General features: G+C 61.6%; 28 protein-coding genes and 1 tRNA gene. 13 read left to right on the forward strand and 16 right to left on the reverse strand.

Going from position 1 to position 25,879, the window contains the following annotated elements; all coding sequences use genetic code 11:
- Nucleotides 1–145: 145 nt before the first annotated feature.
- The 6 genes from hemB to rocD form a co-directional block, all read right to left on the reverse strand.
- On the reverse strand, nt 146–1,138 hold the full coding sequence (gene hemB / locus Q5H93_RS11165) for a porphobilinogen synthase (RefSeq protein WP_305006616.1): 993 nt from the start codon (nt 1,136–1,138) through the stop codon (nt 146–148).
- A 22-nt stretch (nt 1,139–1,160) separates the two neighbouring features.
- Nucleotides 1,161–1,466 (reverse strand): hypothetical protein, encoded by a 306-nt coding sequence (locus tag Q5H93_RS11170; protein ID WP_305006617.1) that lies wholly within the window; start codon nt 1,464–1,466, stop codon nt 1,161–1,163.
- Between the two features lie 297 nt (nt 1,467–1,763).
- Nucleotides 1,764–2,327 (reverse strand): hypothetical protein, encoded by a 564-nt coding sequence (locus Q5H93_RS11175; RefSeq protein WP_305006618.1) that lies wholly within the window; start codon nt 2,325–2,327, stop codon nt 1,764–1,766.
- A gap of 289 nt (nt 2,328–2,616) precedes the next feature.
- On the reverse strand, nt 2,617–2,853 hold the full coding sequence (locus Q5H93_RS11180) for a hypothetical protein (RefSeq protein WP_305006619.1): 237 nt from the start codon (nt 2,851–2,853) through the stop codon (nt 2,617–2,619).
- 339 nt (nt 2,854–3,192) lie between these two features.
- Entirely contained in the window at nt 3,193–4,317 is a 1,125-nt protein-coding gene (locus Q5H93_RS11185; protein ID WP_305006620.1) for an NAD(P)/FAD-dependent oxidoreductase, read from the reverse strand.
- Nucleotides 4,318–4,329: 12 nt separating this feature from the next.
- Nucleotides 4,330–5,580, reverse strand: a complete 1,251-nt coding sequence (gene rocD / locus Q5H93_RS11190) for an ornithine--oxo-acid transaminase (protein WP_305006621.1) — start codon at nt 5,578–5,580, stop codon at nt 4,330–4,332.
- Between the two features lie 114 nt (nt 5,581–5,694).
- Here rocD and Q5H93_RS11195 point away from each other — a divergent pair, with 114 nt between their 5' ends.
- The gene (locus Q5H93_RS11195) at nt 5,695–5,883 is read left to right on the forward strand and encodes a C1orf53 family protein (protein WP_305006622.1); all 189 of its coding nucleotides are present in this window, start codon (nt 5,695–5,697) and stop codon (nt 5,881–5,883) included.
- Between the two features lie 12 nt (nt 5,884–5,895).
- Here the strand turns inward: Q5H93_RS11195 and Q5H93_RS11200 are convergent, their stop codons facing one another.
- Complete coding sequence (locus Q5H93_RS11200) at nt 5,896–7,347, reverse strand: oligosaccharide flippase family protein (RefSeq protein WP_305006623.1); 1,452 nt, start codon at nt 7,345–7,347, stop codon at nt 5,896–5,898.
- A gap of 205 nt (nt 7,348–7,552) precedes the next feature.
- Between Q5H93_RS11200 and rpmB the strand changes: the two genes are divergently transcribed.
- The 7 genes from rpmB (at nt 7,553) to Q5H93_RS11235 (ending at nt 12,015) form a co-directional block, all read left to right on the forward strand.
- Nucleotides 7,553–7,792 (forward strand): 50S ribosomal protein L28, encoded by a 240-nt coding sequence (rpmB, locus tag Q5H93_RS11205; protein WP_305006624.1) that lies wholly within the window; start codon nt 7,553–7,555, stop codon nt 7,790–7,792.
- Between the two features lie 119 nt (nt 7,793–7,911).
- Nucleotides 7,912–9,603 carry an aminopeptidase P N-terminal domain-containing protein gene (locus Q5H93_RS11210; protein WP_305006625.1) on the forward strand — a complete coding sequence of 564 codons (1,692 nt, stop codon included), beginning with the start codon at nt 7,912–7,914 and terminating at the stop codon, nt 9,601–9,603.
- Nucleotides 9,604–9,821: 218 nt separating this feature from the next.
- A complete protein-coding gene (rpmG, locus tag Q5H93_RS11215; RefSeq protein ID WP_305006626.1) occupies nt 9,822–10,004 on the forward strand; it encodes a 50S ribosomal protein L33 in 183 nt (60 codons plus the stop codon).
- A 9-nt stretch (nt 10,005–10,013) separates the two neighbouring features.
- Nucleotides 10,014–10,175, forward strand: coding sequence for a DUF4295 domain-containing protein (locus tag Q5H93_RS11220; RefSeq protein ID WP_305006627.1), 162 nt, complete (start codon nt 10,014–10,016; stop codon nt 10,173–10,175).
- Nucleotides 10,176–10,349: 174 nt separating this feature from the next.
- Nucleotides 10,350–11,327: a signal recognition particle-docking protein FtsY gene (ftsY, locus tag Q5H93_RS11225; RefSeq protein ID WP_305006628.1), complete on the forward strand. Its 978-nt coding sequence runs from the start codon at nt 10,350–10,352 to the stop codon at nt 11,325–11,327.
- Nucleotides 11,328–11,375: 48 nt separating this feature from the next.
- Nucleotides 11,376–11,828, forward strand: coding sequence for a Rieske (2Fe-2S) protein (locus tag Q5H93_RS11230; protein ID WP_305006629.1), 453 nt, complete (start codon nt 11,376–11,378; stop codon nt 11,826–11,828).
- A 113-nt stretch (nt 11,829–11,941) separates the two neighbouring features.
- Nucleotides 11,942–12,015, forward strand: a tRNA-Asn gene (locus tag Q5H93_RS11235).
- Between the two features lie 134 nt (nt 12,016–12,149).
- Here the strand turns inward: Q5H93_RS11235 and add are convergent.
- Nucleotides 12,150–13,193, reverse strand: a complete 1,044-nt coding sequence (gene add / locus Q5H93_RS11240; protein WP_305006630.1) for an adenosine deaminase — start codon at nt 13,191–13,193, stop codon at nt 12,150–12,152.
- A 235-nt stretch (nt 13,194–13,428) separates the two neighbouring features.
- Between add and Q5H93_RS11245 the strand changes: the two genes are divergently transcribed.
- Both Q5H93_RS11245 and Q5H93_RS11250 read left to right on the forward strand, forming a co-directional pair.
- Nucleotides 13,429–13,962 carry a YceI family protein gene (locus Q5H93_RS11245; RefSeq protein ID WP_305006631.1) on the forward strand — a complete coding sequence of 178 codons (534 nt, stop codon included), beginning with the start codon at nt 13,429–13,431 and terminating at the stop codon, nt 13,960–13,962.
- A gap of 134 nt (nt 13,963–14,096) precedes the next feature.
- Nucleotides 14,097–14,813 carry a pirin family protein gene (locus tag Q5H93_RS11250; protein ID WP_305006632.1) on the forward strand — a complete coding sequence of 239 codons (717 nt, stop codon included), beginning with the start codon at nt 14,097–14,099 and terminating at the stop codon, nt 14,811–14,813.
- A gap of 78 nt (nt 14,814–14,891) precedes the next feature.
- On the opposite strand, the gene Q5H93_RS11255 is transcribed toward Q5H93_RS11250, so the two are convergent.
- The 3 genes from Q5H93_RS11255 to Q5H93_RS11265 form a co-directional block, all read right to left on the reverse strand.
- Nucleotides 14,892–15,098: a heavy-metal-associated domain-containing protein gene (locus tag Q5H93_RS11255; RefSeq protein ID WP_305006633.1), complete on the reverse strand. Its 207-nt coding sequence runs from the start codon at nt 15,096–15,098 to the stop codon at nt 14,892–14,894.
- 111 nt (nt 15,099–15,209) lie between these two features.
- Nucleotides 15,210–15,671 carry a carboxypeptidase-like regulatory domain-containing protein gene (locus Q5H93_RS11260; protein ID WP_305006634.1) on the reverse strand — a complete coding sequence of 154 codons (462 nt, stop codon included), beginning with the start codon at nt 15,669–15,671 and terminating at the stop codon, nt 15,210–15,212.
- 165 nt (nt 15,672–15,836) lie between these two features.
- Entirely contained in the window at nt 15,837–16,403 is a 567-nt protein-coding gene (locus Q5H93_RS11265) for an RNA 2'-phosphotransferase (protein WP_305006635.1), read from the reverse strand.
- 123 nt (nt 16,404–16,526) lie between these two features.
- On the opposite strand from Q5H93_RS11265, the gene Q5H93_RS11270 reads away from it, so the two are divergent.
- Nucleotides 16,527–17,225, forward strand: coding sequence for a head GIN domain-containing protein (locus Q5H93_RS11270; protein WP_305006636.1), 699 nt, complete (start codon nt 16,527–16,529; stop codon nt 17,223–17,225).
- On the opposite strand, the gene Q5H93_RS11275 is transcribed toward Q5H93_RS11270, so the two are convergent.
- The 4 genes from Q5H93_RS11275 to Q5H93_RS11290 form a co-directional block, all read right to left on the reverse strand.
- Nucleotides 17,222–17,500, reverse strand: a complete 279-nt coding sequence (locus Q5H93_RS11275; protein WP_305006637.1) for a hypothetical protein — start codon at nt 17,498–17,500, stop codon at nt 17,222–17,224. The two genes, Q5H93_RS11270 and Q5H93_RS11275, sit on opposite strands and share 4 nt — an antisense overlap.
- Nucleotides 17,501–18,835 carry a family 1 glycosylhydrolase gene (locus Q5H93_RS11280; protein WP_305006638.1) on the reverse strand — a complete coding sequence of 445 codons (1,335 nt, stop codon included), beginning with the start codon at nt 18,833–18,835 and terminating at the stop codon, nt 17,501–17,503. It lies immediately after the preceding gene.
- Between the two features lie 238 nt (nt 18,836–19,073).
- Nucleotides 19,074–20,750: a GMC family oxidoreductase gene (locus Q5H93_RS11285; RefSeq protein ID WP_305006639.1), complete on the reverse strand. Its 1,677-nt coding sequence runs from the start codon at nt 20,748–20,750 to the stop codon at nt 19,074–19,076.
- A gap of 80 nt (nt 20,751–20,830) precedes the next feature.
- Nucleotides 20,831–21,433, reverse strand: coding sequence for a gluconate 2-dehydrogenase subunit 3 family protein (locus Q5H93_RS11290; RefSeq protein WP_305006640.1), 603 nt, complete (start codon nt 21,431–21,433; stop codon nt 20,831–20,833).
- 139 nt (nt 21,434–21,572) lie between these two features.
- Here Q5H93_RS11290 and Q5H93_RS11295 point away from each other — a divergent pair, with 139 nt between their 5' ends.
- Both Q5H93_RS11295 and Q5H93_RS11300 read left to right on the forward strand, forming a co-directional pair.
- Nucleotides 21,573–23,579, forward strand: coding sequence for a TonB-dependent receptor (locus Q5H93_RS11295; RefSeq protein WP_305006641.1), 2,007 nt, complete (start codon nt 21,573–21,575; stop codon nt 23,577–23,579).
- Entirely contained in the window at nt 23,560–24,582 is a 1,023-nt protein-coding gene (locus Q5H93_RS11300; RefSeq protein WP_305006642.1) for an AAA family ATPase, read from the forward strand. The genes Q5H93_RS11295 and Q5H93_RS11300 overlap by 20 nt, the downstream gene beginning before the upstream one ends.
- 106 nt (nt 24,583–24,688) lie before the next feature.
- Here the strand turns inward: Q5H93_RS11300 and Q5H93_RS11305 are convergent, their stop codons facing one another.
- Nucleotides 24,689–25,534 (reverse strand): SDR family oxidoreductase, encoded by an 846-nt coding sequence (locus Q5H93_RS11305; protein ID WP_369811015.1) that lies wholly within the window; start codon nt 25,532–25,534, stop codon nt 24,689–24,691.
- Between the last annotated feature and the right edge of the window lie 345 nt (nt 25,535–25,879).

Here is a 25,879-nt window from a genome sequence, read left to right on the forward strand (position 1 = left end):
TAGGGAATATTTTAAGCAATTATAGGGTTATTTTTTTAAGAATAAATAGGGCAGACAAGAAAAGGCCGACCCGGCTCCCCACCCGCCTTCGGAAAGAGCCGGGGCAATTCCCGCAAGGGGGATTCCCCCCGACCACCCGACTATTCTATCCACGCCGCAGCACCTCCGCCGCTTCCTTGGCGAAATACGTCAGAATAGCATCAGCACCAGCACGTTTAATGCTCAGCAAAACCTCCATCATCGTGCGCTCGCCATCGACCCAGCCGTTCTGGGCGGCGGCTTTTATCATGGCGTACTCGCCGCTCACGTTGTAGGCCGTCACGGGCAGGGCGGTGGCGTCCTTCACCTCGCGGATGATGTCGAGGTAGGAGAGGGCCGGCTTTATCATCACCATATCCGCGCCTTCGGCTTCGTCGAGGGCCAGCTCGCGCAGGGCTTCGAGGCGGTTGGCGGGGTTCATCTGGTAGCTTTTCTTGTCACCTTTTTTGGGGGCGGAGGAAAGCGCATCGCGGAATGGTCCGTAGAAGGCCGAGGCGTACTTGGCCGTGTAGCTCATGATGCTGACGTGGCTAAAGCCGTTGCTATCGAGCACGTCGCGAATCCAGGCCACGCGGCCGTCCATCATGTCGGAGGGGCCGATGATGTCGGCGCCGGCGCGGGCCTGGGCCAGGGCCATCTGGCCGAGTATTTCGAGGCTGGCGTCGTTGAGGATTTCGCCCGAGTCGGGGTCCACAATGCCGTCGTGGCCGTCGCTGCTGTAGGGGTCCATCGCCACGTCGGTCATGATGGCCACTTCCGGGAACTGGCGGCGAATGTCGGCTACCGTTTTGAGATACAGGCCTTCCATGTTGGCGCTTTCGCGGGCCAGCCGGTCTTTCAGCACCTCGTTGATGTTAGGGAAGGGCGCGAAGGCCTTCACGCCCAGCTCCACGCACTGCCCGATTTCGTCGATGACGCGGTCGGCCGTGAAGCGGTGGATGCCGGGCATCGACTTGATTTCCTCGGTCTTGTTCTGGCCTTCGGTGATGAATACCGGGTAGATGAAATCGTGAGCGGTGAGGCGGGTTTCCTGCACCATGTCGCGGATTACCTGTGATTTGCGGTTGCGACGAGGGCGGTGGGTGGGGAGAATGGGCATTGAGTAAGTAGAGTGTAAAGAATTACAAAGGCGCGTAAACGATAGCAATCAAAGTTGCTAGTAAAACCATTCCTAATCCAATCAAAGCAACGGGTAATGATTGAATAAACAAGGCCGTGAGCAGGGCGATAAGACCTCCCCCGGCGCAGATAACAAACAAGATGTCAATTTCATCACTGGCCCCCCGATAGTATGGCCGAGCAGAAGCACTGCTGTCGGTATTTCGTTGTTTCAGGTAATGGGCTACTGCTCGTAGCGGCATCGGCTGCCGGGCGATTGCTGAAAGTGGCCGTCGTCCTTGTTTAGCAAGAATATTACGTGCTAGCAAGCGGGTGGCAAGCGGCGGCCGTTTCGTGTGCGTCAGGCGACGTGGTAGTTGTGGTAGTGGCGGGTTTGAAGTTGCTGTCAGGAGCGGTTCGGGGGGTGAAGCTACTGCTACGTTGGCGTGAGGTGGTGCAGAGAAGGTAGCTGGTATTTCTGAGGCCGGCGGCTGAAACTGAAACGTCACCCGCTCACTCCGGCAACTGGCCAGCAGTATACCCAAAACCAGCAATTGCCCCCAGCAGTTGCGTAACCTACTTAACAGACCGGACCCTCGAATTTTCATAACAACTAATTTACTATTTTATCCGCCAAGCTTATGCCCCGAACCGCCTATTGCATACAGTATAATTACAACTGCCAGCAGCAGAACGGACAGAATACCTAACAAAACGGACAGCGTGAAAAAAACGGAAGAGCCAAGCGTCAGGTAAAGCACCAGCAGCGCAATGGAGGCACCGGTGGTGGCAATTGGCACGGCCAGAAAATCGGGTGGGTAGCGGTATTCGGCAGGGGAGTGGGAAGCGACCGGCGTTTTGCGCAGAAAGTGGTGGTGCAAGCGTGGTAGCTTGCGCTGGCGCACAACCAGGCGAGTGCTCGAAGCTGGCAGGCTTATTCGATTGATTTTACGAGGTGTTGGACGGAGCGGCCGGGAAGTGGTGGGCAAGGACGCCGTTGAAAAGCGACCGGCGTGAGCAGTAGCGGGTGGTAGTATGTTGTTCGCACGGCCAGGGGTTTCGGAAGAATAAACTCCTTGAGCAGGCCCGAACTGCAAGGCCACCCGCTCGCTCCGGCAACTGGCCAGTAGCCCCAGTAGCAGCAGTATCAAGCCCTGATAATGGCGGTGAGCAACTGAAAAAATCATCATTCGGCCAGGGTATTGATGATGAAAATCAGGAGCGCAATAGTTAGCAGTCCAAGGCCAACAAAAGCTACTACGGTCGACTGAATAATCAGCGCAAGGAGAAGGGCGATGAGGCTGCCACCCAGGCACGACAGCAGAAACAAGAAAGCATCGCCGTCTGAGCTCGAATGGCTGGGGCGCAATGCGGAATGACTGGCTGCTGGCTTGCTGCTGAGCTTTGCTGGCTGATTTACCGCCAGGGGCTTAAGTGGGGCCAGCGAACGAAGTTGCCCCGTTAGAAGGAGCTTCCTGCTTATTTCTTCCCCGCCATCTTCCGCACCAGCGAGCGCAGCAACAGCAGCACCACGATGCCCGCCGCCACATAGCCTAGCGCCGCCCAGAAGCCGATGCTGAAAATGGCCGCTACGCCGAAAGCCAGCCCCGCCAGCACAGCCAGCACCACGGCCAGTAGAAAAAAAAAGATTTTGCCGAGGCCCTGGTCAGCCGGTTGGGCGGCAGTTGGCTGCTGGCGGGGCCGTTGGACTGCCATTGCCTGCCGCAACAACTGCTGTGGCAGCTGCGCTGGTAATTTGGCCGCACGCACTGGCGCGAGCGGGGCCGTGGTCATACTTGTTTGAGCGGACCGGCCCCGCGCCGGAACCGCTGCTTTGATGTCATCAGCCGCTGGGGCCACTGGCGTTAGCGGTTCAGCAGCAGCTATCGAAGGTGCTACTGCCACAGCACGCGCCGGGCCAGGTATCGGCTTGAAATCAAACGCCACCCGCTCGCTCCGGCAGCCGGCCAGCACACTCATCACCAAAAAAAACGGCAGCCAGCGGCGCATTGTAGAGCTATTCATGCAGGAGGAAACGCAGGGAAGGGGGCAAAGTTACCCCGCCAGCCGTTGGGCGGCCCGCCAGCCCAGGCCAGCACCCAGGGCCACACCCATGCCGTTGCAACGCACGGCAGCCAATACCCCCGGCGCGGCCCAGTCCAGCACCGGTTCCAGAGCCGGGCCGAAGCCCATCACGCCACTCCAGCGGTAGTCGATGCGCGGGCGCTGGCCGGGCACGATGACTTCGTGCAGCAGGTTTTCGAGGTGCTGCTGTACGCGGTCGGTTAGGCCGGGCGTAGTGGTTGCTTCGGCTTGAAAATCCAGGTTTCGGCCGCCGCCCAGCAAGATGCGCTGGTCGGGCAGCTGGCGGAAATACGTGTAGCCGAGGTCGTAGTGAAACGTGCCGGGCAGCCGCAGCTCCGGCAGCGGCTCGGTCACCAGCACTTGGCCGCGGCCGGGCGTCACGGCCAGCTCCGGGCGCAGCTCGGGGGCGAAGGCGTTAGTGGCCAGCAGCACCTGGTCGGCTTTGATAAACGCGCCATTATCAAGGTGCAGCAGCGTAGCTCCGGCAACCGATTCCAGGTTTGTTACCCCACAGCTGCTGAGTACCGGCACATCGGCCGCCCAGGTGCGGGCTAGCAGCGTCCGCATCATGCGGCCCGCGTCGAGGCTGCCTTCGGCATTGTTTTTCAGAATAGTATCGACGCCACGAAAGCCAAACTGGCGCGCCTCGACCGTGGCATCCTGAAAAATGCGGGGCTGCTCGATAATCGGTGCCAGCAGGTCGTTGTAATAGTCGATTTTCGCCCGGCACTCGGCCGCCAAACCAGCCTCGGCCGCCCGGAAAATCTCGTAGCCGCCCTCCGGCTGGTAGGCCAGCGCGGCATCGCCGAGCAGCCCGCGCAGCCGCTGCAAGCCCTCGTAACGAGCCGCCACGACGGTTTGCAGGTCGCCACGCTTCTCCTGTTCTATTAATTCTGAAACAGAGCCAAAGCAGGCAAAACCGGCGTTTTTGGTGGAGGCCCCGCTGGGCAGCGCACCGCGCTCCAGCACCACGATGCGCCAAGCAGGCCGCCGTTCCTTCAGGTAGATAGCCGCTGTGAGACCCACCAGCCCGGCACCGATAATGGTCACATCAGCCTGGCCGAAAAGCGACTGCTGCTCCCAGTACGACAGCATAGAATTTTCGGGCTAGAATGCCAGAATGACCTCCTCAATTACATCGCAGGCTGCGTGCAGTTGTTCCTCTGTAATCACCAGCGGCGGGGCAAAGCGGATGATGTCGCCGTGGGTGGGTTTGGCCAGCACGCCGCGCTCCATGAGGCTCACGCACACGTCCCATGCTGTGCGGCCATCCTCGCTCGGGTTGATAACCACGGCATTGAGCAGGCCTTTGCCGCGCACCAGCTCCACCACTTCCGGCCGTTTAGCTTGCACCTGCCGCATCCGCTCGCGGAAGATTTCGCCCAGGCGGAACGCATTTTCGGTCAGCTTCTCGTGCTTAATAACGTCCAGCGCGGCCCGCATTACGGCGCAGGCCAGCGGGTTGCCGCCGAAGGTCGAGCCGTGCTGCCCCGGCTGAATGGTAAGCATCACCGCATCATCGGCCAACACGGCCGACACGGGCATCACGCCGCCGCTCAGAGCTTTGCCGAGGATGATAATGTCAGCGCGCACGTCTTCGTAGTGCGTGGCCAGCAGCTTGCCGGTGCGGCCCAGGCCGGTCTGGATTTCATCGGCTATAAACAAGATATTGTGTGCTTTGCACAGCTCGGCGGCCTTCTTCAAATAGCCTTCCGAAGGCACCATCACGCCCGCCTCGCCCTGAATGGGCTCGACCAGAAAGGCACAGACATGCCGGTCCTGCAAGGCCTCCTCCAGCTCCGCGAGGTCGTCGTACGGCACTACTTCATAGCCGGGCACGAAGGGCCCGAAACCACCGGTGCTGTCGCCGTCGGTGCTGAAGGAAATGATGCCGGTGGTACGGCCGTGGAAGTTGTGCTCGGCCACCACGATGCGGGCCATGTTCGGCGCGATGCCCTTTTCCTGGTAGCCCCACTTGCGGGCCAGTTTCAGGGCGGTTTCCACGGCCTCGGCGCCCGAATTCATCATTAGGGCTTTGTCGTAGCCAAACAGCTGGCAGATTTGCTGTTCGGCCGGGCCCAGCTGGTCGTTGAAAAACGCCCGCGAAGTCAGCGTCAGCTGCTGGGCCTGCTGCGTCAGCGCCTTGATGATGGCCGGGTGGCAATGGCCCTGATTGACGGCCGAATAGGCCGAAAGAAAGTCGAAGTAATGCTTGCCGTCCACGTCCCACAGGTGCACCCCTTCGCCACGGCTCAGCACCACGGGCAGCGGGTGATAGTTGTGGGCGCCATACTGGTCTTCGAGCTGCATCAGCTCCTGGGCACGGGTGGAGGTGGCGGTGGGAGAGGAAGTGGTCATGGGCGGGATTGAGAAAATGGATGAGAGAGCGAAAGAGCCAAGCGCTTTCGCAAAGGTAAGAGGCACCCGTCAAGCCCTGCGGCACAGCAAATGCTCCCGTATTTTTGTAGCCTCATGCCCGCCGATTCCAAGTCCCGCCGTCCCACGCTCGCCGAATTCGCGGCCCGCCCGCTACAGCCGGGCGACGTGTACTATACCCCTGAGGGTTATCTGGTTTTCACCGCGCAGTATCATTTGCGGCGGGGATATTGCTGCGGCTCGGGCTGTCGGCATTGCCCGTGGAAGGCAGAAAAGAACAGCTGACGTGGGTTGGCATTAGTGTTTGCGTTTCAGCGCCTCTTTAATTTCCTGCGGTCGCAACAGGCCGGTACCCAGCACAATAAAGCCGAATACGACGGCCATAATAGTCGTTTCGACCAGCCAGCTCAGGTAAGTAGTCCAGCGCAGCATCCACCAACTGCCACACAGCAATCCAAGCGCCAGAAATAGTCTGGCCATCAGCCCCCAGGGAATAGATACGGTCGTGCGCTTTTGCACCAGCCACAAGTAGGTAAGCGACACAAAGCATACGCAGACTAAGGTATTAGCTGCCCCCGCGATGGCGCCATAGCTAGGCATCAGCCACAAATTCAGGCCCATATTCAGTACCAGGCTGGCCGCCACTGCCCAACTTACCGTGCGCTCGTGTCCGGTGCTGGTCAGCACGGTGCTGTAGATAGCGAAAAAAGCGTGCGCCAGCACATTCAGAAACAGGATTTTAAGGCACCACGTCATGCGTTCCAGCTCGGGACCAGAGCTGTGCTTGAACTGCCAGAACACCACCTCGCCCCGAAACAGCACAAACGCCACCGCGAAAAACAGTGGCACCGCCACCAGGCGCTGCCCTACTCCCAGCAGCTTATTCAGTTCGCCGGGGTGCTGCTGGGCGTGGGCAAAACGGGCGAAAAACAGTGGCAGCACGGTCCAGGCATACATCATGGCCGCATCCATCCAACGGTAGGCACCCACGTAGTAGCCAGCCTCTTTGGCCGACGACAAGCGCTCCAGCATTATCATGTCTACCCGCTCATTCAAGCCGTATAGTACTGCTATCAGGGCAAACGGTAAGCTCAGCCGTAATGCTTGGCGCATATTGGCCCACTGCCAGCGGTAGGGCATGCGCCCAAAAAAGCGCAGCAGCAGCCCGTACAGTAGCAGCACGGTGAAAATTGCCACCGCCAGCCGCGTATTCAGGTAGCCCCACAAGGTGAGCGGCCCCGCCAGCAGCAGGCCGCCTACGGCCGCCATCAGCAGGCCTTTTTCCAGCACCGAGAGCACTGCATCGGTCGAAAATTGCTGCTGCCCCTGGAAAATGCCGCGCAAAAACTGGGTGTACTGAATGAGTAAAAGTGCTGCCCCCACCACGGCCAGCAGTCCCAGTTCCTGCCCCCGGTAGCCCACCAGCCAGCCCACGGCCAGCATCGCCAGCAGGGCCACGCCGTTGAGCAGGCCGCGCAAGGGCAGCACCGTGCGGAAGGGACCCTGCAGGAAGTCGGTTTCGCTGGCCGCCCGGCGTACGCTGCTCTGCGTCAGGCCTAAATCAGCCACCGAACTTATAATGATAGTGAGCGACGACATGGCCGCAATCAGGCCGAAAGTAGCGTGGCCCAGCCGGTCCTGCACCATGTTTTCGAGCAGCAGCCAGCCTGGTTTCACCAGTGCATTCAGCACCACCACCAGCCCAATGCTGCTAAGGAAGCGTTTCAGACTGGGAGCGGCAGGAGGCATAGGCAGCGAAAAGCGCAAAGGTAGGGCTGCCCGGCGGCTGCCCGGCTAGGGTTGAACCCGGCCGGCCGCAGAAGTTTGGGCCTACGCTTGGTCATTCCCAGAATTTTGCCGATATTTGCGGCCCGTTCCGTAAACCAACGCGCCGCGTCTGATTGCTGAGCGTTGATTTTCCTGACATTAGCAATTTCTAACCCTCTCCGATATCATGGCCCGAGTTTGTGATTTGACCGGCAAGCGTACCCGCGTTGGTAACAACGTGTCGCACGCCAACAACAAGACTAAGCGTAAGTTCTACCCGAACCTGCAGAAGAAGCGTTTTTACATCCCCGAGCAAGATGCCTGGGTTACCCTGCGTGTAGCCGCTTCTACCATCCGTACCATCAACAAGAACGGCATCATGTCGGTGTTGAAGAAAGCCAAACAGGAAGGCTTCATTACCTACTAGTTATAGCCTCGGCAGGCCACGGCCATCCGGTGTCCTTTCAAAGCCAGCGCCAATGCGTCTGCCCTCGCGGCAACGTATTGGCGCTGGCTTTGTCTATTCAAGCCTACCTTGAGTTACCTATGAATCTGAGAGGAATTTTTCGGGGCCTGCTGCTTGGTGCCGGCCTGCTGACAGCTGCCACTACCCAAGCTCAGCGCAAAGCCGGCGCCCGCCCCGCCCCGCTGACTATGGCCCCCGCCGTGGCCCGGCCCACCGATTTTCTGCCGCCGGCTTTCCACCGCCAGCGCCGCGAGCTGCTGCGCGATAAGCTACCGCCGCACGGCGTGGCCGTGCTTTTCGCAGCCCCCATCCGCAACCGCGCCAACGACGTCAACTACATCTACCACCAGAACCCTGATTTCTATTACCTCACCGGCTACGATGAGCCCGACGCCGTGCTCGTGCTCTTCAAGGAACCGCGCACCGTGGCGGGCCAGCCGCTCGTCACCGAAGCCCTCTTCACCCAGCCCCGCGACCCCGCGGCCGAGCAGTGGCGCGGCCGCCGACGCGGCGCCGCCATCGCCAAAGCCGAGCTGGGAATCCAGTTTGTGGCTGATAATACGGAGTTTGCCAAAGCTGGGATTAAGTGGTCCGATTTCGACCGTATCCTTTTCCCCGACCTGCCCACCGATACCCGCAACGACCCCAGCGACCCCGCCGACCTGCACGACCTCGTGGCTGCCTTCCGCCAGCAAGCCGCCGTGCCTGCCGACTACAGCCCGCCCCGCAACGCTGCTTACGCCGTACTGCGCGGCGCGATGAAGGAAGCCGCTGGTGCCGACCATAGTCTCGACGCACCTGGTACACAGGAGTACGTAAAGCACTTAGCTGAACAAACGCTCACTCTGGCTACCGACCCCATTATCAGCGCCTACCTGGCGGCTGGCACCAGTGCCGCCCGCCGCGAAGCCGCCGCCCGCGCCGTGCCCAGCCGCTACGATGCCACCGACTTGGATAATGCCCTTGATGAGCTGCGGGCCGTGAAAACCCCCGAGGAGCTGACGCTGCTGCGCCACGCCATCCGCATCAGTACCACCGCCCAGCGGGAAGTGCTCAAACTCTTGCGCCCTGATATGGGAGAGATGGACGTGCAGGGCCTGCACGAATACGTGTACCGCCGCTACGGCGCGGAGTTTCAGGGCTACCCCAGTATCGTGGGCGGGGGGGCCAACGCCTGCATTCTGCACTACGAAACCAACGACCGCCGCCGCCTTGACAACGACTTATTGTTGATGGACTGCGGTGCCGAATACCACGGCTACACCGCCGACGTAACGCGCACCGCCCCGCCCAGCGGTACCTTCAGCCCTGCCCAGCGCCAGATTTACGAGCTGGTGCTGGCGGCCCAGGAAGCGGGTATCGGCGCTTGCCGCCCCGGCGCCGAGTTCAAAGCCCCCGGCCAGGCCGCGCAGGAGGTCGTCGCCAAGGGCCTGCTGAAGCTCGGCATCATTAAAAAGAAGGAAGAGTCGCGCCAGTATTTCCCCCACGGCACCAGCCACTACCTGGGCCTCGACGTGCACGACCGCGGCAGCTACGGGCCGCTGCAGGCCGGCAATGTCATCACCGTGGAGCCGGGCATCTACATCCCCGCCGGCGCCCCTTGCGACCCCAAGTGGTGGAATATCGGCGTACGCATTGAGGATGATGTGCTGATTACGAATGCTGGCAATGAGAATCTTTCCATCGATGCGCCGCGCACGGTGGCGGATATTGAGAGGCTGATGGCCGAGCCCAGCGGGCTGGAGGGGTGGACGTTGCCGGTGTTAAAGTAGCGCGTCGACGGCTGATGTGGAGACGCACTGTCTTGCGTCCCATCGTTGAACGAAATCGGGCAGATGGTGCGAACGATGAGGCGCAAAATGTTGCGCCTTTACACCAGCAATTAAGCCGGGCCATGCTCTACGCTCTGACATTTAAGTTATAGCTTGTCATTTCCAAAAAATCAACGTACCTTTGCAGTCCTAAATTCAAAAACACCCCCTAAGTCGAGATGGCCAAAAAAGGAAACCGGGTGCAGGTTATCATGGAGTGCACCGAGCACAAGAACTCGGGCATGCCGGGCACCTCGCGCTACATCACCACCAAGAATCGCAAGAATACTCCTGAGCGCATCGAGTTGAAGAAATTCAACCCTGTCCTCAAGAAAATGACTGTTCACAAGGAAATTAAGTAATCCTACGTCATGGCTAAGAAAGTAGTAGCAACCCTGAAAACCCCGGGCGGCAAGGACTGGGCAAAAGTTATCCGTGCCGTGAAATCGGAGAAAACCGGTGCCTATACCTTCAAAGAAGAGATGGTACTGGTTGACAAAGTGCAGGAGTACCTGGCCACTGGCAACAAATAAGCTGCCGTTGGCTTCCGTTAAGAACTGAAAAAGTCCCACCTTCGTGGGACTTTTTCAGTTTATGCTGGTTTGAGGGCTGATGGGCCGTCGGCAATAAATAAGGCGGTTTTGCTTCCTTTGCGCTACTTCTGAGCCCCTCAACCCCTCCTCACCCCATACCCTCAACCCCACTCAATGGGCCTCTTCGATTTTTTTAAAAAAGACAAGGAAAACAAGGAGCAGCAGCAAGCCCTTGATGCCGGTCTGGAAAAAACCAAAACCAGCTTCTTCGACCAGCTCAGCAAGGCCGTGGTGGGCAAAAGCACCGTGGACGAAGCCGTGCTCGATGACTTGGAGCAGCTGCTGGTGCACGCCGACGTGGGCATCGATACCACGGTGAAAGTCATCGACCGCATCGAAAAGCGCGTGGCCCGCGACAAGTATGTGAGCACTACCGAGCTCGACCGTATCCTGCGCGAGGAAATTGTGGAGCTGCTCGATGCCAACAGCGGCGCCACCGGCTCCCGCGCCATCCTCGACCGGCCAGATAATACCGGCCAGCCCTTCGTTATCATGGTGGTGGGCGTGAATGGCGTGGGCAAAACCACGACCATTGGCAAGCTGGCTCATCGGTTTCACTCGGCGGGCAAGAAGGTGGTGCTGGGTGCCGCCGATACTTTCCGCGCGGCGGCCGTGGACCAACTCATCATCTGGGGGCAGCGTGTGGGCGTGCCGGTGGTGAGCCACGGCATGAATACCGACCCGGCCTCGGTGGCCTTCGATGCCGTGAAGGTGGGCGTAGAAACCGGCGCCGACGTCATTATTATCGATACGGCGGGTCGCCTGCATAACAAGGTGAATCTGATGAACGAGCTGAGTAAAATCAAGCGCGTGATGCAGAAAATGATTCCTGAAGCGCCGCATGAGGTGCTGCTGGTACTCGACGGCAGCACCGGCCAAAATGCTTTTCTGCAAGCCAAGGAATTCACCAAAGCCACTGAAGTAACTGCCTTGGCCATCACCAAGCTCGACGGTACGGCTCGAGGCGGCGTGGTTATCGGCATCTCCGACCAGTTCAGCATTCCGGTGCGCTACATCGGGGTAGGGGAGAAAATGACCGATTTGCAGCTGTTTGACCGGCACACGTTCGTCAACTCGTTGTTCAAGAAGTAGGCACGGCTGCGCAGGCACTTAATCCAACCCTCCTTACGTTCAATCGGTATGCGTATTCTTTCGTTGCTCTTAGGCACTGGCTTATTGCTGAGTATTGTCGCCTGTGGCAGCACTAATAATGTGCAGCCGCAATTGCCTTACACGCCCGTAAACGTGGCGCTGCAGCTCACCAGCCAGCAATACGCTGCCCTGCGCAACGTGAACGGCGCCGTGGTGCTGCCCAGCGGCAGTAGCGGCCGCGTCGATGGTGGCGGCATCAAAGGCATCATCGTGGTGCGGCAGGCCGACAATACCTACCGTGCCTTCGAGCGTAACTGCCCTTACCAGCCCTATAGTGCCTGCGCACTGGTATCGCTGGACCCGTCGGGCTTGTTTATGAAAGACACGTGCTGCGGCTCGCAATTCAGCCTGCAGGGGCAGGTAACGGGTGGGCCGAGCGGGTTGCCGTTGTTACAATACAATACCAGCGTGCAGGGTACACAACTTAACATTTTGAATTAGAAGGCGAAAAAAATTTATTTAAAAATTTTTTTCGGAGGGCTTGCGAAAATGTCAGCGGCTATCCTACCTTTGCAGTCCGAAACAACAACAACCGGGGTTTCGGGCAAGAAATTGCTTCCTTAGCTCAGCCGGTTAGAGCATCTGACTGTTAATCAGAGGGTCCCTGGTTCGAGCCCAGGAGGGAGCGCTACAAAAGAAAATCCCCTTGTAAACTAAGTGTTTACAAGGGGATTTTTTATAATGTGCCCGTTGGCATATTTGTCATTTGGTTCTGAAGTCCCAATTGGCGTCAGGTTTAGTCTAAAAGGTGCCGTATTCCAATCAGGCCATGAAATAGCGGGCGTGCAGCGCCTCTCGTTGCGGCTGAGTAAGTAAGGAAGCGTGTAGAGCATTCTGTACCAAATGGCTAAGCTCGGGCAGCGAAACCCCCAGCAACTGATGTGCCTTCTCAAATTCCTCGGTAAGTGTGGTGCCGAACAGGGCTGGGTCGTCGCTGTTCAACGTCACATACAAGCCTTCGGCCAGCAGCCGGAGCAGTGGGTGGGCGGCGTAGGAATCCACTACTTTCAGGCACACGTTGCTCGATGGGCACACCTCCAGTGGAATGCGGTGCTCACGCAGGTGCGCTACTAGGGCGGGGTCCTCCAGGCAGCGCACGCCGTGGCCGATACGCAGGCTGTGCCCCGCTTCGAGCGCTTCCCAGATGCTGGCGGGGCCTTCAGTTTCGCCGGCGTGCAGAATGCAGGGCAGGCCCGCGGCGTGGGCCAGGTCGAAGGAGGCGCGGTAGGGCGCCACGGGGTTACCGACTTCGTAGCCGCCCAAACCTAGCGCGGACACGCCAAGCGGGCGGGCCAGCAGGGCCTGCTCTGTCATAGTCAGGGCTTCGGCCGGGCTGGCGTAACCGCGCGGAATGTCGACGATGACAAGACTGCTGACGCCGAAGTCGCGCTCGGCGCGCTGGCGGGCCTGGTGCAGGGCTGCGAATTGCTCGGCGTAGGGCATGCCCCAGTTGCGGAAGTGCGTCCAGGCGGTGAAGGTGAATTCGGTGTGCCAGATGTGCTGCCGGGCCTGCTCGCGCAGAAACTCGTAGGTCAGCGTTTCGAGGTCGTCGGGCGTTTGGATACAGCGCGAGATGGTTTGATAGACCTCGGCGAAGTGTGGGAAATTGCGGAATTCCAGCCAGTCGGCGAGTTCAGCCTCCGTGCGGGCGGGCAGAGCAATACCATGCCGCTGGGCCAGCGCCAGCAGCGTGGCAACCGGGATGGCTCCTTCCAGATGCACGTGTAATTCTACTTTCGGCAACTGCTGGAAGTAGTCGATAGTCGGGGTGGTGCTACTGGAAAACGATAAAGAGTCGGGTTGCACGAAAAATAAGCATTGTGTAAAGCCAGGGCTGTGCCTGGCGGCGACGCAAGATACCTGCTCGGCGCGGCACATGGGATAAAAAACGCGGGCGCGTTCGGGCGGCTTCAAAGCCGAATGGTTTTTTTATTTCTCCAGGAACAATGTACGTACATTAAATGTATGTACATTTGTAGCGGCAACGCACTCCGCGCTCCGCCTTACTTCTTTCACTCCATCTTTTTTAAAATACCACATCATGGCAACCACCTGGAAACTTGACCCCATGCACAGTGAAGTGCAATTCAAAATCAAGCACTTGATGATTACGACCGTTACCGGTTACTTCAAGAGCTTCGACGTCAGCCTGACCAGCGAGGGCGACGACTTCAGCAAAGCTTCGGATATCGTATTCACGGCCGACGTGAATTCGCTGAGCACCAACAATGAGCAGCGCGACGGCCACCTGCTGTCGGCCGATTTCTTCGACGCCGAGAACCACGGCCAGCTGCGCTTCGTGGGCCAGAAATTTGAGAAAACCGGCGACGACACCGCCACGCTGACCGGCGACCTGACCCTGCATGGCGTGACTAAACCCGTGACGGTGAACGTGGAACTGGGCGGCATCGTGGTGGACCCCTACGGCCAGACCAAAGCCGGCTTCACCGTCACCGGCAAAATCAGCCGCAAGGATTTTGGCCTCACCTGGAGCGCCGTAACCGAGGCGGGCAGCGTGGTAGTGAGCGACGAAGTGAAGCTCGCCGCCGACATTCAGCTGGTGAAACAAGCCTAAACCCTCCCGATAAGGCCCGCCTTATCAACCCGAATTAACATGGCAGAGCCGCAGCGGATTCCGCGCCGACCCTTTGCCGGGCGGCCGGGGCCGTTGCGGCTCTTGCTTTTACTTTAAACCCTTCTGTTTCAATTATGGCCCGCACCGTTTTTCACCCCGCCGCTAGCCGGGGCCACGCCAACCACGGTTGGCTCAATTCGTACCACAGCTTCAGCTTTGCCGCGTATCAGAACCCCGAGCGCGTGCATTTTGGCGCCCTGCGCGTGCTCAACGACGATACCGTGGCGGGCGGCATGGGCTTCGGCAAGCACCCGCACGACAACATGGAAATCATCTCCATCCCGCTGTCGGGCGACCTCGAGCACCAGGACTCGCTGGGCAACAAGGCGGTAATCCGCCAAAACGACGTGCAGGTGATGAGCGCCGGCACCGGCGTGGCCCACAGCGAGAAAAACCACAGCCCCGGCACGCCGGTGAAATTCCTGCAAATCTGGGTGTTCCCCAAACAGCGTGGCGTAGCCCCGCGCTACGACCAGCAAACCTTCGCCCCCGCCGACCGCCACAACCGTCTGCAGCAGGTGGTGTCGCCCTCGCCCGCCGATGCCGGCGTGTGGCTGCACCAGGATGCCTGGTTTCACCTCGGCCAGCTCGATAAAGGCTTTGCCACGAAATACGACCTCAAGAAAGCCGGCAACGGCGTGTACGCCTTTGTGCTGGAGGGAGATGTGACCATCAACGGCCAGTCATTGCACCGCCGCGACGGCTTCGGCATCTGGGAAACGGATGTGCTGGATATCGTGGCCGACAGCAACGCCGAGCTGCTGCTGATGGAAGTGCCGATGGAGTTTTAAATGATTTCGGGGCCAACCGTGCCGAAGCGTAAAGCTCCGGCACGGTTGGCCCCGATTTTTTTTCACTGTCAGGATGAGCTACGCTGGATGGGCCTCAAAGCCGGCTTCCTCCACCAGCGCCACTACCTGCGCGGGCGTGAACTCAGTGTGCACCGTCAGAATTTTATCGGGATTATTCGTGTCAACTTGCCAGCTTTCGATGGCTTTTTCCTCGTTGAGGGTGGGGGAGACGGCGCGCAGGCAATTAGCGCAGTTAATGGTGGTTTTGAACCGGAGCGTTTGCATAAAAAGCAGAGAAATTACCGCAAAGTGAGGCTGCAAAAGTAGCGCCTGCCACCACGGCGAAGCGTACAGAATTGGCGCGGAATGATGCGGAATTTGGGGGCTGAAACAGATTTACTGCACCTCGCTGCCCACCTTCAAAATCTTGCCGTAGTGCTTCTTGCCCTGCTTGATGCGGGTGCCCGGCAGCGGCCGCAGCGTGATGGGCGGCGTGTTGCACTCCTCCACGCGCAGCTCCAGGTCGGCGTAGCCAGCCGAGCTCACGCGCAGGCGCTGCCAGGGCTTGAGCGGCCGGTTGAGGGAGAAATAGCCCTCGGCGTTGGTGCTGTTAATGTAGCTGGTGCCGGCCAGCATCACGGTGGCGCCCACCAGCGGGCGGCCGTTTTCGTCGAGTATCTGGCCAGTGAGCACGGGGCAGGTGAGCACCGTGCCGGGGTCCACGGCCGGGGCGGCTGGGGCTGATAGCGCGATGCGCTCGGAGGGTTTGGCAGGCGTGCCGGGCTGCTTGTTTTGAGCCAGGCCGGGCTGCAGCAGCAGCACCGATAAGAGAGTGGAGGCCGGAAGGAAAAACCGCATTCAGAGGGGGCTAAGCCGCGTTTTGCTGCCGGGTAAAGGCGGAGCCGCATTGCTAAAGGGGCGGCCCGGGGCTGGTACTATGAAAAGATTGGAATTGACGGTCCAACGCCAGCCCGGCGCCGAAAGGTTCGCGCCCCAGAATTTAAAGTGCCAAAATGAAGGCGGTTAGCCCGCTGCCCCGGCGGCCGGGAAGTCGATGAAAGCCACGGGTACATCCTCGGCCAGCCATACACCATTGGCCGATTGGTAGAAGCGGTGCCCGGCGGCCGCCATGTCGGCCGCCCGAATGTGCAGGATGACCGGGCGGCCGTGGCGGCTACCCACTTGCTGGGCTGTTTCGGCATCGGCGCTGAGGTGGACATGGTGGCGGCTGCCCTTGCGCAAGCCTTCAGCCTGGATGCCGGACAAAAACCGGGCGGTGGTGCCGTGGTAGAGCAGTGCGGGCGGCGGCACGGGCTGGTAGCCCAACTCCACTTCCACCGAGTGGCCCTGGCTGGCTCGAATGCGGCTGAAGTCGTCGTTGAAGGCAAAGCGCTTTTTGCTGTTGGTATCGACTACGTGGCGCAGCTCGTCCATCGTGAGCGGGCGCTGCTGCCGGGTGAACTGCCGGAGCAGGGTGGCAGTGTCGGTCCAGCCGTTTTCGTCCAGCTCGATGCCCAGTACCTCGGGCTGGTGGCGGAGCACGAGGCTCAGGAATTTGCTGATTTTATCGGCTTCGGAGTTGGAAAGCATAGTGGTGGCGGGAAGATGATAGTGGGAAGTAACGTCGCGAAAAGTACAATGGATAAATCGCAGGCAACCGGCGCAGCGGCTTTCGCATCTATATTGCCACTTCACGCTCACCCCTAACACACCATGAAAAAAACACTCCTCCTCTTCGCCATTGGCGCCCTGCTGGCTGGCACCGCCCAGGCTCAGGTAAAGCAAACGCGCTCCGTAGGCACCTTCAACGCCGTGGAAGCCGGCGGCGGTATCGACGTGATACTGACGCCTGGCAATACCGCCGCCGTAGTAGTAGAGGCCGATGCCAAAGCCCAGCCGCAGCTGCTGACGACGGTGAGCAACGGCCGCCTGCAAATCCGCTGGGAAAAATCCTTCGGATTCGGCGACAACAGCTACAAGCGCAATGCCCACGTGTACGTCACCTGCCCGCCCTTGAAAGCGCTGGCCTTCAGCGGCGGCACTTCGGCCCATACCACCGGCACGCTCAGTGCCAACGCGCTCGACCTCAGCGTGAGCGGCGGCGCCTCGGCCAAGCTGGCCCTTAAGGCCACGAAGCTGACGAGCAGCATCAGCAGCGGCTCGACGGCCACGCTCACGGGGCAGGCCGACCAGCAGCACGCCACCGTCAGCAGCGGAGCCGGCTACCACGCATTTGCGCTGCAAAGCTCCCAAGCCGAAGCCGAGGCCAGCAGCGGCGCCACGGCCGAAGTGGCAGTTAGCGGCGAGTTGTCGGCGGCGGCCAGCAGCGGCGGTTCGGTGCGCTACAAGGGCGCGGCGCGGGTGCTCAAGTCGCAGTCCAGCAGCGGCGGCAGCGTCAGTAAGGCCAACTAAACCGTTTCGACCAGCCAGACGGCCGTGCCGCCGGGCACGGCCGTCTGGGCTAAGTCGTGCAACAGCAGCGCCTGCACGGGCGCCGCGCCGTGGCTGACTTCCTCGACCGTAGCCGTGGCCACGGCCGGCCCGTCGGGTAACTCCAGCCGAACAGTCAGCGCCGCATGCAGCGCGTAGCCCGCCAGCGCGGGCGTGGGCCCAGCCGGCAGCACCAGCAGGCCCAGCCCTGGCAGCGGCCAGGCGGCCTGCACGCGTAGAAGCAGCGCTTCAGTCATTTACACTTCTACCTTCAGGGTAGCCGGCCGCGTGGTTACCTCAAACAATTCGCCGTGCGGCACGATGGTAATCTGCCCGTATTCGCGGAGTAGCATCTGGTAGGCCTCGGCCACCGGGCGGGGCTTGCGGTCGAGGTCGTAGAGGCCGCAGGGCGTCACGGCGCCACGCTTTTCGGCCAGGCCGTTGTCCCAGTCAATCTGGTCGATGAGCGAATACCAGGTGAAGCCCAGCACTGGCACACCCTCCTTGCGCATTCTTAGGATGTTGACCCATTGCTTCCACAGCCAGGTGGGGCCGTCCTTGGGGTCGAAAACGTTGGTTTCGGTGTGCATCACCGGCTTTTTGTAGCGCTGGTAATAATCGTGGGTGATGGTGTACCAGCCCAGCACGTCCATGCTGGTGCACACCTCGCCATTGGGCAGGATAATCTTCTCGTTACGACCGTAGTAGTCGTTGCCCATCACCTGGTAGCCCGGCGGCTCGCCGGCCATAAACCACTCGTATTCGCGGCGGGTCATGCCGTTGTCGTAGAGATAGTTCACCACTTCGCCCTCCGGATGATGGGCGTACAGTAAATCCAGCGCCAGAAACCGCAGCTTATTCTCGAGCTGCACGGCGGGCGTGCGCTCGGCCCGTAGCTCGTGGGTGAATTCGGCCGACTCGCTCTGCACAATCACGCAGTCGGGGCGCTGCTTGGCAATCTGCTGGTTGCCCATGATGCTGGCCGCCACGAGGTGCTTGATGGCCGTCACGAAGCCCTTGTCGGACTTCAACTGCTCGTTCCAGACGCCGTCCTTGGCGCTCATTTTGGCCGTCACGTAAATCTCGTTTACCGGCGTGTAGTAGCGCACCCAGGGGTAGCGGGCGGCCACCGCCTCGCAGTATTCGGCGAAGTACACCGGGAACTCGGGGTTCTGGAAATTGCCCAGCCAGTCGGGCAGCCCGAAATGCAGCAAGTCCAGAATCGGCGTGATGCCCAGGCGCTGGATTTCGGCCATCGCCAGGTCGGCAAATTCCCAGTCGTACTGGCCCGGGCCCTTGTGAATCTTATAGTAGGGCAGGCCGTAGCGCAGCACCTGCAGGCCCATTGCCTTCACCAGCGCCAGGTCTTCCTTGTAGCGGTTGTAGTGGTCGCACTCGGCCAGCAGGTCGCGGCGGGTTTTGCCGTGGTCGATGGTCGGGTAGGAGCACTCGATACCGGTGGCAAACATGAAGTTATTGGGCAGGCCGGTGGGCAGGCCGCTGCCGTTGTGCCCCTGCGCGCCGCCGTACTGGTCGCCCTCGTAGTGGCCGTTGCCGAAGCGGTTTTTGATTTCGGTGAGGAAGGATTTCATAGAGTAGAACGATAAGCTCCCCTCCTTGGAAAGGAGGGGATGTGAGCTGCGCTGAGCAGCGAACGGGGGTGGTTCGCCCGGTCGCGCCGTTAGCGTGGTATTGAACAACGCACTATGGTTGGTGCTTGGATTGAATTTTACTGCTTTCGTTCTACCGGCGCGACCGGGCGAACCACCCCCGTTCGGCGCTCTTCGCGCCTCACATCCCCTCCTTTCCAAGGAGGGGAGCTTCTCGTTCTTACTTCATCTTTTCCAAAAACCTGTCCGCCGTGCGCAGGCTCAAAGCCATAATCGTCAGGGCCGGATTTACGCTCAGGGCACTGGGAAAGGTCGAGTTATCAGAGATGTAGAGGTTGGGTACGCCGAAGACGCGGCCGTCGCGGTCCGTCACGGCGTCGTCGCCGCTCAGGCCCATGCGAGCGGTGCCGATGACGTGGGCGTAGCGCTGGAACGACCAGATATCGGTGGCGCCGGCGGCTTCCCAGATGCGGCGCATCAGGGCCTCGGCGTGGGCGCTCATGCGCTGCTCGTTGGCTTGGGCGGTGAAGTGCAGGCGGGGCTTGGGCAGGCCGCGGGCGTCTTTTTCCTCGGCTAGCTCCAAGAAGTTGTCGGCGTGGGGCAGGCAGTCGCCCAGGATGTTGATGCCCGCTACGTGGTTGTAGCTGCGCAGGTAGTCGCGCAGCGGCTGGCCCCAGAGCTTGCGGCCCCGCGCCACCTGTCCGGCAAAGGTGACGGGCATAATCCCAATGCTTTGCAGCAGGTAGCCGCCGGCAAAATCGGCATCCTGCGGCCGGTGCGTATCCTGCGAGATGAGGGCGCCTGGGATGCCTTTGTTGGGGCGCACCTCGTCGGCAAAGGTGCCGAAGACCTGCACGCCGGGGTGGGCCATCAGGTTGCGACCCACCTGCCCGCTGTCGAGCCCGATTTCGTTGAGCAGCAGCAGGCGCGGCGTTTCCACGGCCCCGGCGCAGAGGAACAGGTGGCGGCAGCGCTGGCGCTTGGTCTGGCCGTTCTGGGTATATACCACGGCCGTGACGGCACCTTGCGCGTTGCGCTCGATTTCGGTCACGAAGCAATTGGGGCGGATGTCGGCGCCGTGCTGCACGGCCAGCGGGATGTAGGTCACGTCCATGCTGGCCTTGGCGCCGTTGGAGCAGCCGGCCTGGCAGAAGCCGCGGTTGGTGCAAGCCTCGCGCCAGCCCACGCCCTCCTGGTAGTAGCGGGCCGAGAGGGCCGCGTTGGCAGCGGGGGAGGTGTTGATTCCCACTTTCTCGCAGCCCTTTACCATCAGTTGCGCGGCGCTGTTGAGCGGCAGCGGGGCCAGCGGGTAGCCTTTGGCGCGGGCCGGGCCCCAGGGGTAGGGTGTGGGCCCCGAGATGCCCAGAAATTGCTCGACTTCTTCGAAATACGGCGCCAGCTCCTCGTAGCTCAGCGGCCAGTCTACGCCCAGGCCGAAGTCGCGGTGCAGGTTCAAATCATCGGGGAGCGGGCGGGGCGTGTAGGCGGTGTAGTGCAGCGTGGAGCCGCCCACGCCGGTGCCGGAGTTGTTTTTGCCCATGGCCAGCGGGTCGTGGCCGGCGGCCAGCCGCTCATCGTTCCAGAACAGAAAATCCTGGGCTTTCTCGTCGGTGGCAAAGTCCTTCTCGGGCTGGTGCCAGGGGCCGGCCTCCAGGGCCACCACCTTGAGCCCGGCCCGAGCCAGGCGGGCCAGCAGCGGCGCGCCGCCCGCCCCGGTACCCACGACCACGCAATCCACTTCCTCATCCGACTCCGGCGTGGGCTGGGCTTGTTCCTGTGGCGTGTCGGCCGGGGTGACCGCTGGTTCGTCGGCCAGCAGCTCGCGCAGCAGCGGGTCCTGAATTTCGGGCTGCACGGGGTTCAAAATTCCTTCTTCAAGTACTTCCTCGTCGGGCATGGGGTGGAATGAGTGAATGGGTGGATGGGTGAATGGGGCGGCTGTGCTTTGGGGTAATACCGATTCAGCCATTCGCCCATTCAGCCATTGGCCTGAGGTTCCCGCTCTTCGCGTTGGTTGAGGCCGATTTTCGTCCAGGCCGGCAGGTCGGCCAGGCCCACGTAGCCGATTTCTTCCTGGGCCAGCGGGTGAGCGTAGTAGGTTTCGGTGAGCTCGGCCAGCAGCTCTTCGAAGAAGCGGCCGGCGTCCAGCTCCTGCCAGGTTTGGCCGGGCGGCTGGCCGTTGGCCAGGGCGTTTATCACGGTATCCTGCTGTTCGAGGTTAAGCGGCAGAAAGTCGTTTTTGAACAACTCCTGCGCAATTTCCTGGATGCCGCCCAGGCCCAGGCGGAAGGCCTCACGGTCGGGCGGCAGGGCGTCGTAGCGCCAGCCGTCGGCGCGGCCTTCGGCGAGGCGCTGGTCGATGGCCGGGGCCAGCGGAATGGCGGTTTCGCGCTCGGGCTGGGGCAGCAGGCGGGCGGCCACGGCGGCGAGCAGGGCAAAGGTTTCGGGGGCGAAAAACTGCGGCTGGTAGTCGGCAGGCGCGTCGAGCCGGGCTTCGAGGGCGGCGCGGGTGGCGGCCGATACATGCTCGGTAGTGAGCAGGGCACGCACGGTGCCGGCAGGATAAGAAGGGACTGGCATAAAACGAGGTTGCTGCCGTAATCAGACGGACGGAAGGCCGCTAAGGTTGTGCTTGCACGGCTTCCTTTTACCGCGCCACGCTTCCCGCGGGCCGGCCGATTCGCGGCGGTTCTCTAAGCTGGGCGGTAACTTCGAACCAATGATGCCCCATCTATCCCGCGCTGCGCTGCCGGCCCTACTGCTGCTGGCCGGCGCCGCCCACGCCCAGACTCCAATTGCTGACAGCGCCGCCCTGCGCCGGGGTCTGCAGGAGGTATTTATCGTGAGCCCCTACCGGGCCACGGATAACACGCCGGTTTCCTTCCAGAACATCAGCCTGAAGACCCTGGAGGAAAAGAACTTCGGCCAGGAGCCGACCTTCATCCTCGGCGAAACGCCGAACGTCAATTTCTCGTCCGACGCCGGTAGCTACAGCGGTTACTCTTACTTCCGTCTGCGCGGCATCGACCAGACGCGGGTGAACGTGACGCTCAACGGCGTGCCCATGAACGAGCCCGAGGACCAGGGCGCGTACTTCAACAACTTCCCCGATTTCCTGAACTCGGTGCAGTCGCTGCAGGTGCAGCGCGGCGTGGGCACCAGCGCCAACGGCGTGGCCAGCTACGCCGGTAGCCTCAATTTTGAGTCGGTTTCGCTGCTGCGGCGGCAGCGGGAAATCGGGGTCGGCGGCGGCTCGTTTGGCACGCACCGCGAGTACGCCGAGTACGGCAGCGGGCTGCTGGGCAAGCAGGCATTTTACCTCCGGGCGTCCAACATTCACTCGGACGGCTACAAGGACCGCAGCTCGCACCGCGGGCAGTCGCTGTTTTACAGCTACGGCTACTTTGGGGCGAAGTCGCTGTGGAAGCTGACCGGCTACCTCGGCAACCAGCGCAACCAGCAGGCCTGGCTGGGCGCGCCGCTCGACTCGCTGCGCCGGAACCCGCGCTACAACGCCAATTCCGACGAGCGGGACCACTTTCTGCAGTCGCACACGCAGCTGCAGCACAGCACCGCGCTGGGCGCGAACAACACGCTGACCACGGCCTTGTACTACACCTTCCAGGACGGGAACTACGACCTGGACCTGAACAACCTCCTCGGCCTCGCGCCCACCGACGACCGGTTCAACTATGCCTTCCGCTACCACCTCGTGGGGCTGTCGTCCACGTTTTCGCGGCAGGTGCAGCGCTGGAAACTCGACGCCGGCCTGCACGCCAACCTCTACCAGCGCCGCCACACCGGCAGCTTCACCGGCGCGGGCCAGCAGTACCAGAACACCGGGCACAAGAACGAGGCCAGCGCCTTTGCCAAGGCCAGCTACCAGCTGGGCCAGTTCAGCCTTTTCGGCGATGTGCAGGCGCGGGCCGTGGTGTTTCGCTACGCGGGCGCGGTGGAAATTCCCGCCTTCAACTACTCGTTTCTAAACCCGCGGGCCGGGGCCAGCTACGAGCTCCGGCCGGGGCTGCACGCCTACTACAGCATCGGCCAGACCAGCCGCGAGCCCACGCGCAACGACCTGTTCATGGGCAACGATGAGCCGGTGGACACGCTGGGGCAGGCCCTGTACACTGTCATTCCGCCCGAGCGGGTGCTCGACCAGGAGCTGGGCGTGAAGTGGAAGTTCCAGCGCGGCCACGTCAATGCCAACCTCTACTACATGAACTTCAGTAACGAGATTGTGCTCAACGGCAAGGTTGGCCCCAACGGCCTCTCGCTGCACAGCAGCGCCGCCGAGAGCTACCGCGCTGGCTTCGAGCTGGAGGCCCGCCTCGACCTGACCGATAAGCTGGCGCTGGTGAACAGCTCGGCCCTGTCGCACAACCGCATTAAGGAAGCGGGCACTGCAATCCAGCCGGTGCTCACGCCCACGGTCATTATCAATCAGGAGGTGCAATACCGCCGGGCGAAGACGTTCATTTCCCTCGTCGGCCGCTACCAGGGCCGCTCGTTCGTGGACTACGCCAACACCGTGACTCTGCCGGATTTTTACACCCTGGGCGCGCAGCTCAGCCAGGAGTTTGGGCATTTGAAGCTGACCCTGCGCGGGAACAACCTGACCAACCGCCGCTACTACCAGAACGGTATAATCGGCGGCGACGGGCGGCCGTACTACTTCCTGCAAGCGCCCGTGAATTACTTTGCCAGTGCCGCGTATTCCTTCTGATAAACCTAAAGTAGGCCTGGTGCTGGGCAAGTTCATGCCCTTGCACAACGGCCACCTGGCCCTCATCCGGTTCGCCGCCCAGCGCTGCGACCGGCTGATTGTGCTGCTGGGCGTGACGGCCGGCGAGCCCATCTCCGGCCCCCGGCGCCTGCAATGGCTGCGCGAGGCGCTGGCCGACCAGCCCACTATCGAGCTGCGCTACGTCGATGACGAATTCCCGCAGTCGGCCACCGCCAGCCGGGTGGTGAGCAAGGCCTGGGCCGACTACCTGCGCGTCACCGCGCCCGGGCTGACGCACATTTTCACCTCCGAGCCCTACGGCGACTACGTGGCCGAATACCTGGGCATCGAGCACGTGTGCTTCGACCAGCCCCGCGCCACTGTGCCCGTCTCGGCCAGCCTCATCCGGGAAAATCCGGTGAAATACTGGGACTACATTCCCGCCGCCGTGCGGCCCTGGCTGGTGCCCAAGGTTTGCCTGATGGGGCCGGAATCGACCGGCAAATCGACGCTGGCGGCGCGGCTGGCGGCGTATTTCGACACCACTTACATCGAAGAGCAGGCCCGCTACATGATGAGCAACACCGCCGAGTGCACCCCGGAGCTGCTGCTGGCCATAGGGGAGGCCCAGGCCCGCGGCGTGCAGCAGCAGGCCCGGCGCGCCAACCGCATCCTGTTCTGCGACTCCGATTTGGAAACCACCCGCGTGTACGGCCGCTACCTGTTTGGGCAGGAGCTGGAATTTCCCGCCTGGGTGGAGGAGTGGCAGCGCTACGACTTCTACCTCTTTCCCGAAATCGACGTGCCCTACGTGCAGGACGGCAGCCGCCTCGGCGAGCACACCCGCACGACGGCGCTGCGCGACCAGTTTTTCGCGGCGATGCAGGCCACCGGCGTGCCCTACGCGGTGATTACGGGGCCGGACTGGGACGACCGGTTTCGGCAGGCGGTAGCGGCGGTGCGGGCACGGTACCCGGACCTCCCCGCTCACCCCACCCCCTGACCCCCTCCCCTTCGGGAGAGGGGACACCGGTCATGCATGAAATAGAATCGTCAGGCTCCCCCTCTCCCGAAGGGGAGGGGGCCGGGGGGTGGGGTGGGGCTGGGGCCTACTCGTCGCTACTCAGCTTCCCGCCCGTCACGTGTACCAGGCTGCCGGTCATGAACGACCCGTCGTCCGAAGCCAGCAGCACGTAGGCGGGCGCCAGCTCGTCGGGCTGGCCGGGGCGCTTGAGGGCCACCTCATGGCCGAACTTGGCGACTTCCTCGCGCGGCATGGTGCCGGGAATGTTGGGCGTCCAGACCGGGCCGGGCACCACGCAGTTCACCCGAATGCCCTTCTCGCCCAGGTACAGCGCCAGCGACTTGGTGAGGGCGTGGATGCCGGCCTTCGAGCAGGTGTAGTCCACCAGTAGCGGGTTGCCCACGATGCCTACGATGCTGCCCGTGTTCACGATGCAATCCCCTTTTTGGAGGTGCGGGATGGCCGCCTGCGCCATCCAGATGTAGCCCATGATGTTGGTGTCGAAGGTGCGGCGCACCTGCTCCTCGGGGATGTCCTCGAACTTCTCCTGCGCCATCTGGAAGGCCGCGTTGTTCACCAAGATGTTGAGGCCGCCCAGCTCGGCGCGGGTGCGGCGCACGGCCTGCTTGCACTGCTCGGGGTCGCGCACGTCGAGCTGCAAGAGCAGGCACCGGCGCTTTTCTTTTTCCACTAAGCGCTTGGTTTCGTTGGCGTCGTCGGCGTTTTCATTGAAGAGCACGGCTACGTGGGCGCCTTCCTTGGCGAAGGCCACGGCCACGGCCCGGCCGATGCCCGAGTCGGCGCCGGTGATGAGGGCGATTTTGTCCTGCAGCTTGCCGGCGGCGCGGTAGGCGCGCAGGTCGGTCTGGGGCTGCAGCTTCATGTCGGCCTGCTTGGCCGGGTAGGGCAGCTTCTGGGCGGCGGCCTTCATGTCTTTCGCGGTGGGGCGCTTGGGGGCTTTCGGGGCGGCGGGCTTGGCGGGAGTCTTGGGAGTAGGCATAAGAAGAAGAAAAGGAGGACTCTTCCTTACGCAAAACCCGGAAAGGGGGCTGTGGATGGGCTTGGGGAGCGGTGCGGGGTTGAGTTTACCGGACGTGTCCGGTAGGCTTCCGACGGCCGTCGCATAGCTACCGGACACGTCCGGTAGGCTTCCGACGGCCGTCGCATAGCTACCGGACACGTCCGGTAGGCTTCCGACGGGGGTAGCAAGGGCACCTGCCAAGGCAGGTACGCTTCCGACGGGGGTAGCAAGCCTACCGGACACGTCCGGTGGCCT

It is taken from the genome of Hymenobacter aranciens, assembly GCF_030580865.1.
Lineage (GTDB): Bacteria > Bacteroidota > Bacteroidia > Cytophagales > Hymenobacteraceae > Hymenobacter > Hymenobacter aranciens.

Bases quoted from the DNA above. Each gene is read 5' to 3' on its own strand.
- Q5H93_RS11290 (WP_305006640.1), bottom strand. From the start codon at position 21,433: ATGCCAGTCCCTTCTTATCCTGCCGGCACCGTGCGTGCCCTGCTCACT.
- rpmB (WP_305006624.1), top strand. From the start codon at position 7,553: ATGGCCCGAGTTTGTGATTTGACCGGCAAGCGTACCCGCGTTGGTAAC.
- Q5H93_RS11265 (WP_305006635.1), bottom strand. From the start codon at position 16,403: ATGCTTTCCAACTCCGAAGCCGATAAAATCAGCAAATTCCTGAGCCTC.
- Q5H93_RS11195 (WP_305006622.1), top strand. From the start codon at position 5,695: ATGCCCGCCGATTCCAAGTCCCGCCGTCCCACGCTCGCCGAATTCGCG.
- hemB (WP_305006616.1), bottom strand. From the start codon at position 1,138: ATGCCCATTCTCCCCACCCACCGCCCTCGTCGCAACCGCAAATCACAG.
- Q5H93_RS11250 (WP_305006632.1), top strand. From the start codon at position 14,097: ATGGCCCGCACCGTTTTTCACCCCGCCGCTAGCCGGGGCCACGCCAAC.
- Q5H93_RS11245 (WP_305006631.1), top strand. From the start codon at position 13,429: ATGGCAACCACCTGGAAACTTGACCCCATGCACAGTGAAGTGCAATTC.
- Q5H93_RS11260 (WP_305006634.1), bottom strand. From the start codon at position 15,671: ATGCGGTTTTTCCTTCCGGCCTCCACTCTCTTATCGGTGCTGCTGCTG.
- Q5H93_RS11180 (WP_305006619.1), bottom strand. From the start codon at position 2,853: ATGGCAGTCCAACGGCCCCGCCAGCAGCCAACTGCCGCCCAACCGGCT.
- Q5H93_RS11305 (WP_369811015.1), bottom strand. From the start codon at position 25,534: ATGAAGGCCGCCGCCCAGAAGCTGCCCTACCCGGCCAAGCAGGCCGAC.
- Q5H93_RS11210 (WP_305006625.1), top strand. From the start codon at position 7,912: ATGAATCTGAGAGGAATTTTTCGGGGCCTGCTGCTTGGTGCCGGCCTG.
- Q5H93_RS11275 (WP_305006637.1), bottom strand. From the start codon at position 17,500: ATGACTGAAGCGCTGCTTCTACGCGTGCAGGCCGCCTGGCCGCTGCCA.
- Q5H93_RS11230 (WP_305006629.1), top strand. From the start codon at position 11,376: ATGCGTATTCTTTCGTTGCTCTTAGGCACTGGCTTATTGCTGAGTATT.
- Q5H93_RS11185 (WP_305006620.1), bottom strand. From the start codon at position 4,317: ATGCTGTCGTACTGGGAGCAGCAGTCGCTTTTCGGCCAGGCTGATGTG.
- rocD (WP_305006621.1), bottom strand. From the start codon at position 5,580: ATGACCACTTCCTCTCCCACCGCCACCTCCACCCGTGCCCAGGAGCTG.
- Q5H93_RS11270 (WP_305006636.1), top strand. From the start codon at position 16,527: ATGAAAAAAACACTCCTCCTCTTCGCCATTGGCGCCCTGCTGGCTGGC.
- Q5H93_RS11255 (WP_305006633.1), bottom strand. From the start codon at position 15,098: ATGCAAACGCTCCGGTTCAAAACCACCATTAACTGCGCTAATTGCCTG.
- Q5H93_RS11285 (WP_305006639.1), bottom strand. From the start codon at position 20,750: ATGCCCGACGAGGAAGTACTTGAAGAAGGAATTTTGAACCCCGTGCAG.
- Q5H93_RS11200 (WP_305006623.1), bottom strand. From the start codon at position 7,347: ATGCCTCCTGCCGCTCCCAGTCTGAAACGCTTCCTTAGCAGCATTGGG.
- Q5H93_RS11220 (WP_305006627.1), top strand. From the start codon at position 10,014: ATGGCTAAGAAAGTAGTAGCAACCCTGAAAACCCCGGGCGGCAAGGAC.
- ftsY (WP_305006628.1), top strand. From the start codon at position 10,350: ATGGGCCTCTTCGATTTTTTTAAAAAAGACAAGGAAAACAAGGAGCAG.
- rpmG (WP_305006626.1), top strand. From the start codon at position 9,822: ATGGCCAAAAAAGGAAACCGGGTGCAGGTTATCATGGAGTGCACCGAG.
- Q5H93_RS11295 (WP_305006641.1), top strand. From the start codon at position 21,573: ATGATGCCCCATCTATCCCGCGCTGCGCTGCCGGCCCTACTGCTGCTG.
- Q5H93_RS11175 (WP_305006618.1), bottom strand. From the start codon at position 2,327: ATGATGATTTTTTCAGTTGCTCACCGCCATTATCAGGGCTTGATACTG.
- Q5H93_RS11280 (WP_305006638.1), bottom strand. From the start codon at position 18,835: ATGAAATCCTTCCTCACCGAAATCAAAAACCGCTTCGGCAACGGCCAC.